This is a genomic window from Bradyrhizobium sp. WBAH42, assembly GCF_024585265.1.
Lineage (GTDB): Bacteria > Pseudomonadota > Alphaproteobacteria > Rhizobiales > Xanthobacteraceae > Bradyrhizobium.
This window is the reverse complement of the sequence record NZ_CP036533.1, coordinates 7102957-7120942: the sequence shown is the minus strand read 5'-3', so window position 1 is coordinate 7120942 and position 17986 is coordinate 7102957. Positions and strand designations below refer to the sequence as shown.

Annotated in this window: 15 protein-coding genes and 1 pseudogene; 9 read left to right on the top strand and 7 right to left on the bottom strand. The window is 65.9% G+C overall.

Annotated features, from left to right (window positions below; genetic code table 11):
• Window positions 1-90 precede the first annotated feature (90 nt).
• Entirely contained in the window at window positions 91-1011 is a 921-nt protein-coding gene (locus DCG74_RS33570; protein ID WP_172787407.1) for a LysR substrate-binding domain-containing protein, read from the bottom strand.
• 105 nt (window positions 1012-1116) lie between these two features.
• Here DCG74_RS33570 and DCG74_RS33565 point away from each other — a divergent pair, with 105 nt between their 5' ends.
• The gene (locus DCG74_RS33565; protein ID WP_172787406.1) at window positions 1117-2505 is read left to right on the top strand and encodes an MFS transporter; all 1389 of its coding nucleotides are present in this window, start codon (window positions 1117-1119) and stop codon (window positions 2503-2505) included.
• Between the two features lie 88 nt (window positions 2506-2593).
• Here the strand turns inward: DCG74_RS33565 and DCG74_RS33560 are convergent, their stop codons facing one another.
• Entirely contained in the window at window positions 2594-5278 is a 2685-nt protein-coding gene (locus DCG74_RS33560) for an alpha/beta hydrolase fold domain-containing protein (RefSeq protein ID WP_172787405.1), read from the bottom strand.
• A 191-nt stretch (window positions 5279-5469) separates the two neighbouring features.
• Between DCG74_RS33560 and DCG74_RS33555 the strand changes: the two genes are divergently transcribed.
• Both DCG74_RS33555 and DCG74_RS33550 read left to right on the top strand, forming a co-directional pair.
• Window positions 5470-5718, top strand: a complete 249-nt coding sequence (locus tag DCG74_RS33555) for a hypothetical protein (protein ID WP_172787404.1) — start codon at window positions 5470-5472, stop codon at window positions 5716-5718.
• A 76-nt stretch (window positions 5719-5794) separates the two neighbouring features.
• Window positions 5795-7280, top strand: a pseudogene (locus DCG74_RS33550) (carboxylesterase/lipase family protein).
• Between the two features lie 7 nt (window positions 7281-7287).
• On the opposite strand, the gene DCG74_RS33545 reads toward DCG74_RS33550, so the two are convergent.
• Window positions 7288-7467 (bottom strand): hypothetical protein, encoded by a 180-nt coding sequence (locus DCG74_RS33545; RefSeq protein ID WP_172787402.1) that lies wholly within the window; start codon window positions 7465-7467, stop codon window positions 7288-7290.
• Window positions 7468-7623: 156 nt separating this feature from the next.
• On the opposite strand from DCG74_RS33545, the gene DCG74_RS33540 reads away from it, so the two are divergent.
• Window positions 7624-8418, top strand: a complete 795-nt coding sequence (locus DCG74_RS33540) for a class III extradiol ring-cleavage dioxygenase (RefSeq protein WP_172787401.1) — start codon at window positions 7624-7626, stop codon at window positions 8416-8418.
• A gap of 42 nt (window positions 8419-8460) precedes the next feature.
• On the opposite strand, the gene DCG74_RS33535 is transcribed toward DCG74_RS33540, so the two are convergent.
• The 3 genes from DCG74_RS33535 to glgC form a co-directional block, all read right to left on the bottom strand.
• Window positions 8461-8721: a SemiSWEET transporter gene (locus DCG74_RS33535; protein WP_172787400.1), complete on the bottom strand. Its 261-nt coding sequence runs from the start codon at window positions 8719-8721 to the stop codon at window positions 8461-8463.
• Window positions 8722-8846: 125 nt separating this feature from the next.
• On the bottom strand, window positions 8847-10304 hold the full coding sequence (gene glgA, locus DCG74_RS33530) for a glycogen synthase GlgA (protein ID WP_172787399.1): 1458 nt from the start codon (window positions 10302-10304) through the stop codon (window positions 8847-8849).
• Complete coding sequence (gene glgC, locus DCG74_RS33525) at window positions 10301-11563, bottom strand: glucose-1-phosphate adenylyltransferase (RefSeq protein ID WP_172787398.1); 1263 nt, start codon at window positions 11561-11563, stop codon at window positions 10301-10303. Before glgC ends, glgA begins: the two co-directional genes overlap by 4 nt.
• Window positions 11564-11903: 340 nt before the next feature.
• Between glgC and DCG74_RS33520 the strand changes: the two genes are divergently transcribed.
• On the top strand, window positions 11904-12344 hold the full coding sequence (locus DCG74_RS33520) for a hypothetical protein (RefSeq protein WP_172787397.1): 441 nt from the start codon (window positions 11904-11906) through the stop codon (window positions 12342-12344).
• Between the two features lie 123 nt (window positions 12345-12467).
• Here the strand turns inward: DCG74_RS33520 and DCG74_RS33515 are convergent, their stop codons facing one another.
• Complete coding sequence (locus DCG74_RS33515; RefSeq protein WP_172787396.1) at window positions 12468-13448, bottom strand: ABC transporter substrate-binding protein; 981 nt, start codon at window positions 13446-13448, stop codon at window positions 12468-12470.
• Between the two features lie 475 nt (window positions 13449-13923).
• Between DCG74_RS33515 and DCG74_RS33510 the strand changes: the two genes are divergently transcribed.
• Genes DCG74_RS33510 through DCG74_RS33495 form a run of 4 tightly spaced genes read left to right on the top strand, consistent with a single transcriptional unit; the run spans window position 13924 to window position 17981 of the window.
• Window positions 13924-15024 (top strand): ABC transporter substrate-binding protein, encoded by a 1101-nt coding sequence (locus DCG74_RS33510; protein WP_172787395.1) that lies wholly within the window; start codon window positions 13924-13926, stop codon window positions 15022-15024.
• Window positions 15002-16024, top strand: a complete 1023-nt coding sequence (locus tag DCG74_RS33505; RefSeq protein WP_172787394.1) for an ABC transporter permease — start codon at window positions 15002-15004, stop codon at window positions 16022-16024. The genes DCG74_RS33510 and DCG74_RS33505 overlap by 23 nt, the downstream gene beginning before the upstream one ends.
• Window positions 16018-16815, top strand: coding sequence for an ABC transporter ATP-binding protein (locus tag DCG74_RS33500; RefSeq protein WP_172787393.1), 798 nt, complete (start codon window positions 16018-16020; stop codon window positions 16813-16815). The genes DCG74_RS33505 and DCG74_RS33500 overlap by 7 nt, the downstream gene beginning before the upstream one ends.
• Complete coding sequence (locus tag DCG74_RS33495; protein ID WP_172787392.1) at window positions 16809-17981, top strand: acyl-CoA dehydrogenase family protein; 1173 nt, start codon at window positions 16809-16811, stop codon at window positions 17979-17981. Before DCG74_RS33500 ends, DCG74_RS33495 begins: the two co-directional genes overlap by 7 nt.
• The last annotated feature ends 5 nt before the right edge of the window (window positions 17982-17986 follow it).

Genomic DNA, 17986 nt, shown 5'->3' with positions numbered 1-17986 from the left:
GCCCATACACCTGTCGCTGCATCTCAATGCCACCAGCCCCAACGCGGCATCCGGGAAAAGGTTCCCGGCTCATCGGCTACGGGGAAGGGCTCAAGCGCTCGTGATCTTCGGAATTTGCAATATCCAGCCGACAAACGCCATTACGCGGGGATCTTTGGCCATTGCCGCGGGCCAGCGCACGATTTGAGCCTTGCTCGACGGCAAGTCCCACGATTGCGGAAGCACCCGTACCAGCCTGCCGTCCTTGAGTGCATCCTGGACCAGCAGCGAACGCGCGAGCACGATCCCGTTGCCGGCGAGGGCCGCGGCTATGGCGGTGGCTATCGTTGCAAAGCGTATCTCGGCGGGTGGCGGGCGGCCGAGACCCAATCGTTCGAACCAGGAGGTCCACGACCATTCGACCCCGCGGTCTTCGCCGATCCGGCCCTTGTGCAGGAGCGGCAACGATTTGAGGCGCGTCACGTCGGTCAGCGGTTGCTGGCCAGGCAGCAGGCGTGGGTGGCAGACGGGGTAAACATGCTCGCGAACCAGCAAACGCTGCGTCGACGTTGGCCTCAAGCCCGCTGCTGGTTGCCACACCACCGCGACGTCAAGATCGGTCGACCTCGCATGTGCGTCGGCGTCACGTACGGCCAGCTCGACCGGTATGCCGGGATGTGCTTGCGCAAAATCGGGCAAGCGGCGCACGAGCCAATAGTCGGCAAGCGCTGCACCGACGCCCACTTTCAAGGCCGGAGGCGGAGCGGCGGCGCGACAAAGCGCACGAAAATCCGCCATCCTGTCGAGCAAACCGGCCAACTCGTTCGAGAGGGCAATGCCGGCGGGCGTGGCGCACAAGCCGCTCGGCTGCCGAACGAGGAGGGGCGTCCCGACGAAGTCCTCGAGCTTGCGGAGCCGATGGCTGACCGCGCTCTGCGTGAGCCCGAGCTCCGCGGAGGCGCGCGTGACGCTCGCATGTCTCAAGGCTGCCTCGAACGCAATCAGACCGTCGAAGGGAGGAAATGAACGCATTGCATCATCATGAAACATTTTCATGCCGATGTGAATGCATTGCATTGGCGCAGGCTTCGCCCCGGCATGCATATCGGTACCAGACGCTTTCACGATGGGGCAACGATGATCACGCCTGAACCCGACATGCAGTCCCCACGTCGTTGGCACGACCTGCTGCCAGCGATGGTGCTCGGCATGGCGGCCTTTCTGACGCAATTCGACGTAACCGCGGTTGTTGTCGCGATGCCGGCCATGGCCGCCGAACTCGGTTTCGGCGGCACTGCCTATGCCTGGGTGATGGATGCCTACAGCCTGGCATTTACCGGCGGGCTGCTCGCCGCGGGCGCGCTGGCCGACAAGTATGGACGCCGACGCGCTCTGCTTGGCGGCAACGTCGTGTTCCTGGTCGGATCGATAATTTGCGGCTTCGCGGCGGGTGGTCCGATGCTGTGGGGCGCGCGTGCAGTTCAAGGCCTCGGCGCGGCGTTCGTTATCACGGGAGGCATTGCGCTGCTTGCGAATGCCTATGCCCGGCCTGACGAGCGCGCCCGCGCCTTTGCATTCATGGGCGTGCTCTCGGGCACCGCCATGGCGCTCGGACCAGCGCTCGGGGGACTTGTCTCGGCCTGGTTCGGATGGCGCTGGATCTTCCTGGCCAATATCCCGCTTTGTCTGCTCACGCTTCTGGCCGTTCCGCGGCTGGTCGCAGAATCGCGTGATCCTGCCGGCCGCCCGCTGGACTGGAGCGGCGTCGTGCTTCTCACGTTTGCGCTTGGTCTTGCGATCGAGAGCCTGCTGAGGGGAGGTGCAATGCCGGCCCGGATTGCAGCGGGCCTCGGGCTGAGCGCGTGTCTGCTCGCCATCTTCGTGATGCAGCAGCGGGGCCGGCCCGTGCCGATTTTCGACCCCGCCGTGTTCATTCGACCGGTCATGGTCGGCATTTCCTCGCTGCTGATTGCTGTTTCCGTTGGATACTGGGCGGTTCTCGTCTATCTGCCGCCGTTCCTGAACGCAGCGTTCGGCTGGTCAGGTCCGTCCGTTGGCTTCGCAATGCTCTTCGCGACGTTGCCGATGCTTCTGCTGCCGCCCTATGGCGCTCGCCTCGCAACACGCTGGGGCTGGCGCCGGCTGTTCGCGACGGCGATGCTGGCGCTGCTGGCGGGCGATCTCATTCTGGTCCTGGCCGCGAGCGGCTGGCTCCCGAACGCGCAAGTCGTTCTCGCTGCTGCGGCAACCGGAATGCTGTTGGCCGGGATTGGCGCAGTCCTCGCGCATCCGCAACTGTCGAGCGCGGTCGTTGCGTTGGTGCCTCCGGACCAAACCGGCATGGCCTCGGCGGTCACCGTGGTCATGCGGCAGGCCGGATTTGCGCTCGGCATCGCAATGCTCGGTGCGATCCTATCGGACGAAGCATCGGCTGCCGGTTACGCATGGCCCTGGCTTGTTGCGGCGATTGGATCAGCAGGCGGCCTCGTCGCCGCATCGATGTTGCTGCCTGACCAGCAGCCGTAGCTGTATCTGGTGGAGACAGCCGGCTGCCGGGGCCACACCAATCGCCACGCCGGCCGGGAAACGGTTCCCGGCCGCGCCGTTTTCCGGTTCAGCTCGCGGCCGCCGCGATCCTGTGCCCCGGGCTGTCATGCTCCTGGCTGCTCTCGCCGCGGCGGACCTCCGGCGGCAGCCCGGCAAAGCGCCGCAAGGCCTCCGCCATCTGCACCCGGCCCGACACGCCTGTGATCACCACGTCCACCATCGCAAAGGACGAGTGGAAGTGGCCGCGTGCCTTGAGCTGCTCGACCGGGACGCCGGCGGCCGCCATTGCCTCGGCATAGGCGACACCCTCGTCCCGCAGCGGATCGAACTCGCAGGTGACCACGAGGGCCGGCGGCAGGCCGGCGACCTTGCCGCGCAGCGGCGAGACCCGCGGATCGGTGCGGTCGGCCGGTGAGCAATAGAGGTCCCAGAACCAGTACATCAGCGAGCGCGTCAGGAAGTAGGCGGTCCCATTGTCCTCGTAGGAGGGGCGATCGAAGCTGCAGTCGGTGACCGGGCAGACCAGAAGCTGGCCGGCGATGGCAGGCCCGCCGCGGTCGCGCGCGAGCTGGCAGGTGACGGCAGCGATGTTGCCGCCGGCGCTCCAGCCGGCAACCAGAACCGGGCCCGGCTTGCCGCCGAGTTCGGCGGCGTGCTCGGCGATCCAGCGCGTGGCCGCATAGCCGTCTTCGGCGGCGGTCGGGAAACGATGCTCAGGTGCGTGGCGATAGCCGACGCTGACGAACATCATGCCGGTCCGCCGCACCATGTCGCGGCAGAACGGCTCGTCCGATTGCTCGTCGCCGAGCACCCAGCCGCCGCCATGGAAATAGACCACGACCGGATGCGGTCCCGGCGTTGCGGGCTTGTAGACACGGTAGGGCAACACACCGTCGGCAATGGGCAGGGTGCCGTCGACGATCTCGCCGATTGGCCGCCCCGCGGGCCGGCCCTTGTTGAACTCGTTGACGAAGGCGCGTGCGCCTTCCGCGCCCATTGACTCGATCGGCGGCAGGTTGAGAGATGCGAGCAGGTTCAGCACCAGCCGCACGTCCGGCTGCAGGCGCACCACCTCGCCGTCATTGCATTGCGCGGCGCCATTGGGGCCGGTGAGCTTGAAGCCGAGCATGCCGCGGCTGACCACCTCGTCGCAGATGCTGCGGTAGGGGCCGACGCCGCCGGTGTAGGGCATCAGCCCCTGCACCTTGCCGGGCACGTTGGCGCCCGTGTACCAGGTGTTGGCGAGCCGGTGCAGCGTCAGCATCGAGCAGTCGGCCATGTGCCTGTTCCAGCCGGCCTGAGCCGTCTCGGTCGGCTCCATCGTGGTGAAGCCGGCATCGCGCAGCGCGGCAAGGCGATCGACTACCCAGTCGGCATGCTGCTCGATCGACACCGCCATGTTCGACAGCACCGATGGGCTGCCGGGGCCGGTGATCATGAAGAAGTTCGGAAAGCCCTCGACCGTGAGGCCGAGATAGGTCTGCGGCCCCTGCGCCCAGACATCGGACAGCGACTTGCCGCCGCGCCCGGTGATCGGATGCACGGCGCGGATCGCGCCGGTCATCGCATCGAAGCCGGTTGCGAACACGATGACGTCGACGTCGAAGCTGCGGCCGTTGGTGGAGATTCCGCTCGCGGTGATCGCCTTGATCGGCTCCTTGCGCAGATTGACCAGCGTGACGTTCGGCCGGTTGTAGGTTGCGTAATAGTTGGTGTCGAGGCAGGGGCGTTTCGCGCCGAACGGATGGTCGTCCGGCATCAGTGCCGCGGCGGTCTCGGGGTCCTTCACCGCGGCGCGGATCTTCTCGCGGATCAGGTCCTGGACGATCTTGTTGCCGTCGAGGTCGACGGCCTGGTCGGCCCAGAGCTGCGTCAGGATGTGGACGAGGTCGCCGGCGGCCCAGGCGCGTTCGAACCGCTCGCGACGCTCGGCATCGCTGAGCTGCCAGCTCACGACCGTCTGCTGCGGGTAGGGCACGCCGGCCATCGACTGCCGTGCCTGCTCGCGATAGGCCGCGCGGTCGCTCTGCAGCAGGCTCATGCGGTCCGCGGGCGCCGGGCCGTTATGCGCCGGCAATGCGAAATTCGGTGTGCGCTGGAAAACGGTCAGATGCGCGGCCTGCTCGGCGATCAGCGGGATCGACTGGATCGCCGACGAGCCCGTGCCGATCACGGCGACGCGCTTTCCTGTGAGATCGACGCCGTCATGCGGCCAGCGCCCGGTGAAATAGACTTCGCCCTTGAAGTCCTTGACGCCGTCGATCTCCGGCGGCTTTGGCGCGGAGAGGCAACCGGTGGCCATGATGTAATGGCGGCATGAGACCGGCGCGCCATGGTCAGTGGTGATGAGCCAGCGCTCCGACGCTTCGTCCCATCTGGCTTCGGTGACCTTGGTCTTGAAACGGATATCGCGGCGCAGATCGTAGCGATCGGCGATGAAGCCGAGGTAGCGCAGGATCTCGGGCTGGGTCGCGTACTTTTCAGACCAGGTCCAGGCGGTCTCGAGCTCCGGATCGAACGTATAGCTGTAGTCGATGGTCTGGATGTCGCAGCGCGCGCCCGGATAGCGGTTCCAATACCAGGTGCCGCCGACATCGCCGGCCTCGTCGAGCCCGACCGCCGAGAACCCTGCCTTGCGCAGGCGATGGAGAAGATAGAGGCCGGCAAATCCGGCGCCGACCACGGCGACATCGACCTTTTGAGCGGTTCCGCGCTCATCGGAGGCACGTGTGGCGACCATTGCGTCAGGCATGGTGTTCCTCCCGTAGGTTTTGTTTTGGCGGCAGGCTATCGCCGCAGGCTCAGCTTGTCATCAGAGCAAGTGCAATCTTAGGGTGGTCGTTTGCGGCGGCTTCGTGACCGCGCGAATGTTGCGGCACCACACGCACCGCGATGCACAATGGCCGTGATAGCCCGGGGTAATCAGCCATCATCCTTCTGTGTATGCTTGCGCTTACAAGCCACGCGTACCGCCCGGGCGTCATGACAGAGTTGAGTGAGCGAACCAAAGCGAACATGGACGTCGTTCTCGAGCAGACGTGCCGGCAACTGCCGCATGGCGGCGATCACGACAGCCGCAGGTTCATCGCCGAGCGCCTGATCGAGGCGGCGCAATCCGGCCACTCCACGCTGGGCGAGCTCGGCATCGTCGCGCGCCGCGCGCTCGCCGAGCTGATCGGCAAAGGCGGCTAGGCGCAGGCGCGAGGCTTGCCTCGCCGACGGCTCCGGACATAACCTGCCGGAATCCTTCATCGAGATCGTTTCGAAGATGCGGGCCCTGCTTGCATTCGTTGCGGCTATCGCAGTCCTGTGTGGCGTCGGCTCGGCCGTCGCCCAGTCGGTCGGACAATTTCCATTCGCGCTGACGCGGGAAGGGCAGATGCTCGGCGCCGTGGAGGGCGAGGTGGCCTCGTTCAGGGGGCTGGCTTACGCGGCGCCGCCGGTCGGGGCGCTGCGCTGGCAACCGCCGCAACCGACGACCGAAAGCTCGGAGATGCGCACCGCCTACGACTACGGCGCGCCGTGCCTTCAGCCGGCGTTGCCCGTGGCGAGCGAAGATTGCCTGACGCTGAACGTGTTCCGTCCTTTCGGGGTCGATGGCCCATTGCCGGTGATGGTGTTCATCCATGGCGGCGCGTTCGCCACGGGGACCGCGAACGATCCGCTGTTCGATGGCGCCAAGCTGGCGCAGGCGGGTCTCATTGTCGTCACCGTGAATTATCGCCTCGGCGCGCTCGGCTGGCTCACGTATCCCGCGCTGTCGAACGCCGGCTCCGGAAATCTCGGCCTGATGGACCAGGTCGCCGCGCTGCATTGGGTGCACGACAACATCGCGGCCTTCGGCGGTGATCCGGGCAACGTCACTCTGTTTGGCAGCGATGCAGGGGCGACATCGATCGCGCTGCTGATGCTGTCCGCGCCAGCGCGCGATCTCTTCCACAAGGCCATTCTGCAATCGGTGCCAGGCCGCGCGCGGCTGCGTTCGGCAGAAGAGGCGGAGGCCATCGGCCGGCTCTTCGTGGCCGCGCTTGGGCCGAAGACGGATCTGCGCGCAGTCGAGCCGCGGCGCCTGCTGGCCGCCGAACAGCAATTGCTGGAGAAATCACCGCGCAGCTTTGCACCGATGATGGATGGACGTCTCGTGACCGAGGACCTCGCCGCAGGTTTTGCGGCCGGACGCCAAAGCCGCATTCCCTTGATCATCGGCTCGAATGAGGACGAGACCGGCTTGGAGAACGAGACCGCGATCAAGGAGGAGCTTGCGCCGCCGGGCACGAGTAGCGAGGAATTGCGCAAGCTCTATCCCGATCTCACCAGACCGTCGGATCTCGCGGCAAAAGTCTACACCGACAAGGTCTTCTCCGAGCCGGTGCGGCTGCTGGCCCGCCTGCACGCGGCAAGCGGCGCGCCGACCTTTCGTTACCGCTTCGCCTATGTGCCGGAGGCGCGCCGCGCCAATCCGGACATCGGCCACGGGCGCGAGCTGCAGTTCATCTTCGGCGCGGAAGGCGTGCCCGGTGCGGGCATCCTGTCGCGGCGCGACCGCGAGGTCGCAAGCCGCATGCGCGCCTACTGGATCAACTTCGCCCGAAGCGGCGATCCCAATGGCCCTGGCCTCAATGGTCCCGACCTGCCGCGCTGGGACGCGGCGGGCGGCGATCGCCTGCTGCTGATCACGAACGACGGCATCGCGAGCGGCGACGATCCGATCGCGGAGCCGTCTCGACCGGCTGGCAAATGAGGGCAGGAGATGAATCGGATTTAAGCCGCGAGCTCGACGCGCGGCGCCGGGCTGAGCCGGTCTTCCTCCAGGTAATCGATCGCGCCGTCCTTCTCGACGGCATAGAATTGCAGGCCATCCCGCGACTTGAAGGCGGCGCGGACGACACCGCGGCGGCCCTTATCACTGTTGACGACGTCCCCCAGCGCAAACTTCCTCATCGCACGTCTCACTTGTCTTCAAGCCGACTGCTTCGGCCCCGCCGGGGATTCTGGGCGGCAAATCGTTAACGACTTGCTAACCATGCTGCTTTGCCTATGCTCATCGCCAATCGTGCGGACCGTAAGCACGCGCCTGTTGTCAACGAGACGAGCCCGATGACGCGATTTCCGACCCTGTTCCTGTCGCATGGCGGCGGCCCCTGGCCTTTCATGGAGGACAGGCGCGTGCAATATGCCAAGACCGCCGAGGCGTTCGCGAACTTGCCGCAGCTTCTGCCCGAGAGGCCGAAGGCCGTGCTGGTCATCACCGGTCACTGGGAAGCCGACGCCTTCACGGTGTCGACCTCGCCGCACCCGCCGATGGTCTACGACTATTACGGTTTCCCCGAGCATACCTACCACCTCAAATATCCCGCGCCGGGCAAGCCCGAGCTCGCTACGCAAGTGAAGGCGCTGCTCACGCATGCCGGCCTCGATTGCCGCGCAGATCCCGATCAGGGTTTTGATCACGGCACGTTCGTTCCGCTCGGGCTGATGTATCCGAACGCCGACATGCCGATCGTGCTGCTGTCGCTGAAGTCCAGCTATGACGCGGCCGAGCACGTCAAGGTGGGGCAGGCGATCGCATCCTTGCGTGACGAAGGCATCCTGATCGTCGGCAGCGGGCTGACCTATCACAACATGCGCGGCTTCAACCGTCCGGAGTCCAAGCCCGTCTCGTATGATTTCGAAGCCTATTTGAACGAGGCGATCAGCAACCCCGATGCGACGCGCCGCAACGCGATGCTGGTCGATTGGGAGAATGCGCCGAGCGCACGCCTTGCGCATCCGCGCGAGGACCATCTGCTGCCGCTGATGGTGGCGGCCGGTGCGGCCGGAAGCGACGTCGGACGCCGCGTCTTCGTCGACGAGGTCGCGCATGTGGCGATGGCGTCGTACGTGTTTGGATGATCTTCTCCCTCTCCTCGCAAGCGGGGAGAGGCGAAGAAAGCCTCACCCGTATCTTAGCTTCATCACCAGGATGCCGCCGGCGAGCAGCATGGTGACGGCGTTCGAGGCGATCAGGGGGCCATCGCCCGAGAGCAGGCCGTAGATCAGCCAGAGCGCGAGGCCCAGCACCATCACCAGGAACATGCCGAGCGAGATGTCGCCGGTGGAGCGGGTCTTCCATACCTTGATGGCTTGTGGCGCGTAGGCGACGGTGGTGCAGGTGGCGGCGGCAAAGCCGATCAGCTTGGTCAATAGCGGGTCCATGCGCGCTCTATAGCATGGATTCGGCCATGCCTGGAGCTTCGTTCCGATTTCATCGGAACGAAGCTCCCATTCTTGTTCTGACGCGTTTTCTTGACGCGAACCGGTGCCCGCCTCGCTCGAAAACGCTACGCCCCGCGGGCCGCCATGAGATTTCGATACAGCGCGGCATAGTCGCCGGCGCGGTTGCGCCAGGAGACGTCGGTCGCAAGGCCGCTACGTTGCAGGCGGCGCCAGGTCAGCTTGTCGTGAAAGGCGGTGTTGGCCTTGCGCAGCGTGCCGGCGAGGGCATCCGCCGTCACGGGGGCGAACTTGAAGCCGGTGGCATCGCGGCCGGACGCGTCGGCCGCGCCGATATCGACGATGGTGTCTTCGAGGCCGCCGACGCGGGAGACGATCGGCACGGCGCCATAGCGCAGCGCACAGAGCTGGGTCAGGCCGCACGGTTCGAAGCGCGACGGCACGATCAACGCGTCCGAGCCGGCCTGGATCAGATGCGCCAGGATCTCGTCATAGCCGATCACGACGCCGATCCGGCCGGGATTGGCGCGGGCCGCGGCCTGATAGCGATCCTGCAGATCGCGCTCGCCGCTGCCGAGCAGCGCGAGCTGCATGCCTTCGCGCAGGATGGTTGGGATGGCTTCCAGCAGGAGATCGAGCCCTTTCTGCCAGGACAGCCGGCTGATGACGCCGAGCAGCGGTGCTTCGTCCGAGGAATCGAGGTTGAACTGCTGCTGCAGCACCGCCTTGTTCGCGGCCCGGAATGTCAGGTCCTCCGCGCCGAAGCGATAGGCGATGTGCGGATCGGTTTGCGGATTCCAGACCTCGATGTCGATGCCGTTGAGAATGCCGCTCAGCACGTCCGACCGTTCACGAAGCAGCCCGCCGAGCCCCATGCCGCCTTCGTCGCTCTGGATTTCCTTCGCGTAGGTCGGCGACACCGTGGTGATGCGATCAGCAAGGCGCAAGCCGGCCTTCAAAAAGCTGATGCCGCCAAAATATTCCAGTTCGTTGACGTTGAAGGCGTGCCAGGGCAGGCCGATCGATCCGATCAGTTCGGGCGCGAACTTGCCCTGATAGGCCATGTTGTGAATGGTCATCACGGTGCCGGGCCGCGGACGATTTTCGTAGTGCAGATAGGCCGGCGCGAGCCCCGCCTGCCAATCGTGGGCGTGCACGACGACGGGCACGAACGCCGGCACGAGGCCATGGCCGATATCGGCCGCCACGCGCGACAGCGCAGCGAAGCGCACGCCGTTGTCCGCCCAGTCGACGCCATCGGTGGTAACATAGGGGTTGCCCGGCCGTGCATAGAGATGCGGCACGTCGAGGACGAACAGGTCGAGCCCGGCATGCGAGCCCGCCAGCAGCCGTCCGGGGCCGCCGAAATAATCCGGCCAGCGCCGCAGCTCCTCTGTGCCGGACAAAAGGCGCATCACGTCGGGATAGCCCGGCAGCAAGGTGCGCATCTCGACGCCATGCGTCTTCAGCGCAACCGGCAGCGCGCCGGCGACATCTGCGAGGCCGCCGGTCTTGACGAGGGGGTAGACTTCAGAGGCGACCGCAAGGACGCGAACAGGCGTCATGTATTGAGCCTGTCGATCATCGGCTGGGTGATCAGCGAGATGCCCTGCTCGGTGGTGCGGAAGCGCTTTCCGTCGACCTCGGGATCCTCGCCGACGACGAGGCCTTCCGGAATCTCGACGCCGCGGTCGATCACGACGTTCCTCAAGCGGGCGCCGCGGCCGACACTCACGTAAGGCATGATCACGGCATTCTCGACATTGGCGTAGGAGTTGATGCGCACGCCGGTGAACAGCAGCGAGCGGCGCAGCGAGGCGCCGGAGATGATGCAGCCGCCTGAGACCAGCGAGCTCACCGCCTGGCCGCGCCGGCTCTCCTCGTCATGGACGAATTTCGCCGGCGGGGTGATCTCCGCATAGGACCAGATCGGCCAGGCGCGGTCGAACAGGTCGAGCTCGGGCACCACGTCGGTGAGGTCGATATTGGCGGCCCAATAGGCGTCGACCGTGCCGACGTCGCGCCAATAGGCGCGGGTGTCGCTGCCGGAGCGAACGCAGGAGGTCGAGTATTGGTGCGCCATCGCGCGGCCGTTCTTGACGAGGTAGGGAATGATGTCCTTGCCGAAATCGTGGTTCGAGTTCGGGTCCTCGGCGTCGCGCTTGAGCTGGTCGAACAGGAATTTCGCGTCGAACACGTAGATGCCCATGCTGGCGAGCGAGACGTCGGGCTTGCCCGGCATCGGCGGCGGATCTTTCGGCTTCTCCAGGAACTCCTGAATCCAGCCGTTCTCGTCGATGTGCATGATGCCGAAGCCGGAGGATTCCGACCGCGGCATTTCGAGGCAGCCGACGGTGACGTCGGCGCCGCTCTCGACGTGCTGGCGCAGCATCACCTCGTAGTCCATTTTATAGATGTGGTCCCCGGCCAGCACCACGATGAAGCGGCAGGCGTGGGATTCGATGATGTCGATGTTCTGGTACACCGCGTCCGCCGTGCCGACATACCACATGGTCTCGGAGACGCGCTGGCTGGCGGGGAGGATGTCAAAACTCTCGTTGCGTTCGGGGCGGAAGAAGTTCCAGCCCATCTGAAGGTGCCGGATCAGGCTGTGCGCCTTGTATTGGGTCGCCACCGCGATACGGCGGATGCCCGAGTTCACCGCGTTCGACAGCGCAAAATCGATGATGCGGGACTTGCCGCCGAAATAGACCGCCGGCTTGGCGCGGCGGTCGGTCAGCTCCAGCAGACGGCTGCCGCGTCCTCCGGCCAAGACAAATGCCAGCGCTTGACGGGCAAGCGGCTCGGGTCTCGCGGCACTCATGTGATCCTCCCACAATTCTGGCGCTCGCCAGAAGCCTCCCCGGCCGCGCACATGGAACCGATAGTAATGGCACGAATAGTAAATCGTGAAGGTGGTTGTTGGTTGCGAATGCACGGGAAGCTTAATGCTTTGCCGGGTGATCGGACCTCAGCCACCGTCGTGCGGGTGTCACAGGCGACGACGTCGCCCGGCACCGGGTTGATCAGAACGGAAACAAGCGTCTTGTGCGGTGCACGCAAGCTCCAGGCTTTGAAATTCTACGCTTTGACTTGGCGCAAGGATGCCCGATCATGACGCTGCGATCCTTTTCCAAGCGAAAGGACAGACAGGGAGTAAGACGATGAGGATCTGGAAGACGGCAATTGCCTGTTCGCTGGCCGGCGCGGTCGTGGCGGCCCAGATCGGGCAGGCCACGGCGGCCCCGATGCCGACCAATGTCGCGGCGATGAAGGCTGCGGCCGGCGACAACGTCGCGCAGGTGCATTGGCGTGGTGGCGGATGGGGCTGGGGTCTTGGCGGTCTCGCGGCCGGTGCGATCATCGGCAGCGCCATCGCCGCGGGGTCTCCTTACGGCTATTACGGCTACGGCGGCCCTTATTACGGCGGCTACGGCTACGGATATCCGGGCTACGGCTATGGTTATGCCCCGGCCTATTACGGCGGCTACGGCTACGCCCCGGTCTATCCGCGATATTATCGGCCCTATCGCCCGTACTACAGCTATGGCTACTACCGGCCGTACCGCGTCTATCACCGTCACTATTATCGCAGATATTGGTGAGACCGCGCGGCTAGAACGAGAGCCAAACGATCAGGCTCATGCATGCGGCATGCATGAGCACGATCGCGGCGAGATGCAACGGGCCGGGCTCGAGGCGAAGCCGGTGCATCCCGCCGCCTCCGCCTAGTTCGATCCTGCGGCCGCAGCCGTAAAGCTGCGGTCGACGGCTTTGCTGACGTCGAGCTTCTTCGGCAGGATGCCGTAACGCGTCGAGCGGTCGGAGGCTTCCTGTACCTCCTTGATCACATTCTCGTCGATGACGATCGGGCTGGTGCGCTGCGCGGTGTAGGCCGACAGCAGCACGTCCTCCGGCAGTTTTGTTAGTTCGGCCGTGTTCTTCGCGTAGTCACCGAGATGGTCGAGTGACCATAGCCGCGCCTTGTTCAGCCGCTGCACCAGGTCCTGCACCGCGGCGCGCTTGGTGGCGATGGCGTTGTCGGAGGCGACGATGAAGGTGATGGTCGGCGTCAGCCCTTCGCCGTCGGCGATGACGCGGGCCTTGTCCTTCAACCTCGCGAACGAGACGTAGGGCTCCCACACCGCCCAGGCGTCGATCGAGCCGGCGAGCAGCGCGATCTTGGCATCGACCGGGCCGAGCGGCGCGAAGGTCGCGTCCTCCAGCTTGATCTCTGCCTTCTCCAGCGTTGCGTCGATCAGGAACTGGCCCCAGCCGCCGCGTGTGCCGGCGAGGCGCTTGCCCTTGAGGTCGGCCGCCGATCTGATCGGCGAGTCCTGGCGCACCAGAATGGCCTGGGTCTTCGCATCCGAGCGCGTGCCGCCGATCGCCTTGATCGGCGCGCCGGCGGCATAGACCGAGAGGAACGAGAGATCGCCGGTGTAGCCGACGTCGAGCGCGCCGGCATTGAGCGCTTCGAGGATCGGCGCGGCCGCGGGGAATTCCGACCACTCGATCTTGTAGGGCAGGTCCTTCGCATAGCCGGAGATTTCGAGCAGCGAGCGATTGCCGCCTTTCTGGTCGCCGACGCGCAGCACGACGGTGTCGGCGGCGAGCGATGCGGCAGCTGACGATAGCATGATGGCAGCGGCGAGCAGCGATGTGGCGAGCCGGCGCGTGATGGAATGGTCGTGAGAGTTGATGCTCATTGGATCCGTCTTGTTGCGTCGCTCACGATGCGTGAGCGGACGATGCAGCGAGACGCTCGAGTCTATGAGCGCGCGGTACGCCGTCAATGAAATGGCCAACCGTATTGTGCGTGCTTCAGGCAATGACGTTTCAGCGGAGCGTCGCTTTCGAGAATGCGCAGCGTGCGCGGCCGAAGCTGCACAGAGCTGCGGCAGCCGATGGGGTCGCGGTTTACCTTGCGTGCCGATGTATCCGCGAAAATCCTTTCATCGCTCCCGCATGCGCGGGTGGAGAGAATGACTTCCCTTCGCGCAACATTCGAAAATCCATTTCATTGACGATGCAGCGAACGCGCCGCATGATTTGCCCATCGCATCAACGCGGCGCGGGAAGCGCCGACGGAACAATTTTCTCTCAACGCAGCTCCGCACGGAACATGCGCAACGCGACCCGTTGCGCACACGGCGGAGCCGTGCCAGCAGGAGCCAGGGGCAGATGACCAACGACAACGAGCGCAGCGGATCGACACTCGACCGGCGCCACCTGCTTCAGGCCGGGCTTGCGGCGGCTTTCGCAGCGCCGCTCGGCGCGCTGGGCGCGCAGGCTTTTGCGCCGCGCGGCATCGCGCCGGGGATCGACCTTTCCGAGTTTCCGCTGTGCCGCACGGCCTCCGACGCGCCCGCGCTCACCGGCGCGCCGCGCAAGCTGAAGCTGTCGTGGAATGCCGGTGCCGTCTGCCTCGCGCCGGTGCCTGTCGCAATCGAGCACGGCTTCTTCCGGAAGCGCAATCTCGACGTCGAGCTCGTCAACTATTCCGGCTCGACCGACCAGCTGCTCGAGGCCATCGCGACGGGCAAGAGCGATGCCGGTCTCGGCATGGCGCTGCGCTGGCTGAAGCCGCTGGAGCAGGGGTTCGACGTCAAGATCGCCGCCGGCACCCATGGCGGCTGCATGCGCGTGCTGTCGCGCGCGGATTCCGGCGTCTCGAAGCTCGCCGACCTCAAGGGCAAGATCGTCGCGGTCGGCGATCTCGCCGGTCCCGACAAGAACTTCTTCTCGATCCAGCTGGCCAAGCTCGGCATCGATCCGGTCAAGGACGTCGACTGGCGCGCTTATCCCGGCAACCTGCTCAATGTCGCGGTGGAGAAGGGCGAGGTGCAGGCGTTCCTGTCGTCCGACCCGCTGGCTTATCTCTGGCTCAAGGACACGCAATACAAGGAAGTCGCTTCCAACCTCGACGGGGAGTACCGCGAGAAGAGCTGCTGCATCCTCGGCCTGCGCGGCTCGCTCGTGCGCGAAGAACCTCAAGTCGCGCGCGCCATCACCCAGGCGCTGCTCGATGCCGCGATGTTCACCGCGCAGAATGCGACCGTCGCGGCGAAGTCGTTCCAGCCCTATGCGCCCAAGGCGGCGACGCTGGCCGATATCGAGGGCATGGTGCGCTACCACACCCACCATCATCATCCCGTCGGCGACATCCTGAAGCGCGAGCTCAAGGCCTATGCCGACGATCTCAAGAGCGTGCAGGTGTTCAAGCAGAGCACCGACACCGCCAAATTCGCGGAGCGCATCTATGTCGACGTATTCGCTGTCTGACGGACTCGCCTCCGGCGCGCCGCGCACCTCGCGCGCGCCGCTGCTGGCGAGCTGGATCCGGGAATCCGGCACTGGCGCGCTCGCCAGCATCGCCTGGATCGCCTTCGGGCTATCCTGCCTGTGGTGGCAGGATGTCGGCGACTGGTCGCGCACGCATTCGCTCGGCATCGCCGCCTTCATCATCGCGGCGATTGCGCTGTTCGGCACCGTCGGGGCCGACTATCTGGGAGCGGCGGGACAGGCGTTGCACAAGCGCGCGCCGTGGCTGGTCGCGCTCGGGGTGTTCCTGACGGTCTGGGAGGTCGCGACCGCAAAATTCGCCTGGCTGCCGCTGCCGTTCTTCCCGCCGCCGCAGGCGATCATCGAGGTCTATACCGACGATCTGCCGAAGCTGCTCGACAGCGTGTTCGCGTCCGTGAAGCTGCAGCTCGGCGGCTATCTGATCGGCGCGACGGTGGGCTTTTTGACCGGCGTCTCGATCGGCTGGTCGCGCGCGGTCGGCTATTGGGTGCATCCGGTGCTGCGCTTCATCGGCCCGCTGCCGGCGACCGCCTGGCTGCCGATTGCCTTCTTCACCTTCCCGTCGAGCTGGAGCGCCTCGACGTTTTTGATCGCGCTGGCGACCGGCTTTCCCGTGACGGTGCTGACCTGGTCGGGCGTCGCTAGCGTCAGCAACGCCTATTACGACGTCGCGCGCACGCTGGGGGCAAAGCCGTCGTTCCTGGTGCTGAAGGTCGCGATCCCCGCGGCGCTGCCGCACGTCTTCGTCGGCCTGTTCATGGGGCTCGGCGCGTCCTTTGCCGTGCTCGTTGTTGCCGAGATGATCGGCGTCAAGGCCGGGCTCGGCTGGTACCTGCAATGGGCGCAGGGCTGGGCCGCCTATGCCAACATGTACGCGGCGCTGATCGTGATGTCGCTGCTCTGCTCCGGCGCGATCACGCTGCTGTTTGCGATCCGCGACCGGCTCCTGGTCTGGCAGAAGGGGACCGTCAAATGGTAGCCGCAGCTCTTGCCGAAGCCGTAACGCATCCCGCCGCCGGCGCCGCGCTCGATATCGAGCAGGTCAGCCACGCCTTCGATATCGACGGTGCCGAATTGCCCGTTCTCAGCGATGTCAGCATCTCGGTGGAGCCCGGCGAATTCGTTGCGCTGCTCGGCCCCTCCGGCTGCGGCAAGTCCACCTTGCTGCGGCTCGTTGCCGGGCTCGACAAGCCCAAGGCAGGAAGGCTGCGGGAGGACGAGGCGCGCATCAGGAGTCCGCATCCTTCGCGTGTGGTCGTGTTCCAGGATCCGACGCTGTTTCCCTGGCGGTCGGTCTGGGACAACGTCGCCCTGGGCCTCGAGGCCCAGGGCATTTTGAGGAGCCAGCGCCAGCGCGTCGATGACGCGCTCGACCTCGTCGGGCTTTCGTCGTTCCGCAACGCCTATCCGCACCAGCTCTCCGGCGGCATGGCGCAGCGCGTCGCGCTGGCGCGGGCGCTGGTCAACGATCCCAAGATCCTGATCCTGGACGAGCCGCTGGGAAAACTGGACTCGCTGACCCGCATCACCATGCAGGCCGAGCTCGTCGCGCTCTGGCAGCGCAAGGGCTTTACCACGCTGCTGGTGACGCATGATGCCGAGGAGGCGCTGGTGCTCGCCAACCGCGTCATCGTGTTCAGCGAGCGTCCCGCGCGGGTGAAGGCAGACATTCGCGTCGATCGTCCGTATCCGCGCCATCGCGGCGATCCGTATCTGGCTGACCTGCGCCGCCAGATCCTTGGCTTGTTGGGGCTGGACGCCACATGGTGACCTCCATAGCCAAGGGCCGCACGGCTCACAGCGAGCCCGACTACATCGCCGGCGCAGCGACGCTTGCCACAAGCTTTGCCGCGCGCGCGGCCGAGCACGACCGCACCGGCGGCTTCCCCTTCGAGAATTTTCGCGAGCTGTCGGAGGCGGGCTTGCTGTCGCTGACCGTGCCGGCGGTCCATGGCGGCGCCGGTGCCGGCGCGCGGTATGCCGCGCGCGTGCTCGGCATCCTCGGCAAGGCCGATCCGTCGACCGCGCTGGTGCTGTCGATGCATTACATCAATCATCTCGTGATGGCGCGTAGCCCGAATTGGCCGGCGCGGCTGTCGCGCAAGCTCGCGCGCGAGAGCGTCGAGGGTCTTGCACTCATCAGCGCGCTGCGCGTGGAGCCGGAGCTCGGTTCGCCCGCACGTGGCGGCCTGCCGGCGACGATCGCGCGGCGCACCGAAACTGGCTGGCACCTCTCCGGCCACAAGATCTATTCGACGGGATCGCCGATCCTGAAATGGTACCTGGTCTGGGCGCGCACCGACGAGGCCGAGACGCGGGTCGGCCAGTTCCTGGTGCCCGCCGGCCTGCCGGGCACGCGCATCGTCGAGACCTGGGATCATCACGGCCTGCGCGCCAGCGGCAGCCATGATGTCATCTTCGACGACGTCGTGATCCCGCTCGATGGCGAGGTCGATGTGCGCAAGCCGGCGGACTGGCGCACGCTCGACGTCACGCAAGCGACCGTCCACACCGTCTTCGTCGCCGCGATCTATGACGGCGTTGCGCGTGCCGCGCGCGACTGGCTGATCACGTTTCTGAAGCAGCGCGTGCCCGCCAGCCTCGGCGCGCCGCTGGCGACTTTGCCGCGCGCTCAGGAGATCCTCGGCGCGATTGAGGCGCGGCTTGCGGTCAACGCGCGGCTGATCGACACGTTCGCCCGCGACTTCGATGACGGCGTCCAGCTCGCCGCGAGCGAGTCCAACGTCATCAAGCTCACCGTGACCAACAATGCCGTTGCCGTGGTCGAGGATGCGCTGTCGCTCACCGGCAATCACGGCCTGTCCCGCGCCAATCCGCTGGAGCGGCATTATCGCGACGTGCTGTGCGGCCGTGTGCACACGCCGCAGGACGATTCCACGCGCATCGGCCTCGGCCGCCTCGCACTGGGCCTCTAGGACCT

Coding starts and splice junctions, on each gene's coding strand:
- DCG74_RS33570 (WP_172787407.1), bottom strand. CDS start 1,011: ATGCGTTCATTTCCTCCCTTCGACGGTCTGATTGCGTTCGAGGCAGCC.
- DCG74_RS33565 (WP_172787406.1), top strand. CDS start 1,117: ATGATCACGCCTGAACCCGACATGCAGTCCCCACGTCGTTGGCACGAC.
- DCG74_RS33560 (WP_172787405.1), bottom strand. CDS start 5,278: ATGCCTGACGCAATGGTCGCCACACGTGCCTCCGATGAGCGCGGAACC.
- DCG74_RS33555 (WP_172787404.1), top strand. CDS start 5,470: ATGCTTGCGCTTACAAGCCACGCGTACCGCCCGGGCGTCATGACAGAG.
- DCG74_RS33545 (WP_172787402.1), bottom strand. CDS start 7,467: ATGAGGAAGTTTGCGCTGGGGGACGTCGTCAACAGTGATAAGGGCCGC.
- DCG74_RS33540 (WP_172787401.1), top strand. CDS start 7,624: ATGACGCGATTTCCGACCCTGTTCCTGTCGCATGGCGGCGGCCCCTGG.
- DCG74_RS33535 (WP_172787400.1), bottom strand. CDS start 8,721: ATGGACCCGCTATTGACCAAGCTGATCGGCTTTGCCGCCGCCACCTGC.
- glgA (WP_172787399.1), bottom strand. CDS start 10,304: ATGACGCCTGTTCGCGTCCTTGCGGTCGCCTCTGAAGTCTACCCCCTC.
- glgC (WP_172787398.1), bottom strand. CDS start 11,563: ATGAGTGCCGCGAGACCCGAGCCGCTTGCCCGTCAAGCGCTGGCATTT.
- DCG74_RS33520 (WP_172787397.1), top strand. CDS start 11,904: ATGAGGATCTGGAAGACGGCAATTGCCTGTTCGCTGGCCGGCGCGGTC.
- DCG74_RS33515 (WP_172787396.1), bottom strand. CDS start 13,448: ATGAGCATCAACTCTCACGACCATTCCATCACGCGCCGGCTCGCCACA.
- DCG74_RS33510 (WP_172787395.1), top strand. CDS start 13,924: ATGACCAACGACAACGAGCGCAGCGGATCGACACTCGACCGGCGCCAC.
- DCG74_RS33505 (WP_172787394.1), top strand. CDS start 15,002: ATGTCGACGTATTCGCTGTCTGACGGACTCGCCTCCGGCGCGCCGCGC.
- DCG74_RS33500 (WP_172787393.1), top strand. CDS start 16,018: ATGGTAGCCGCAGCTCTTGCCGAAGCCGTAACGCATCCCGCCGCCGGC.
- DCG74_RS33495 (WP_172787392.1), top strand. CDS start 16,809: ATGGTGACCTCCATAGCCAAGGGCCGCACGGCTCACAGCGAGCCCGAC.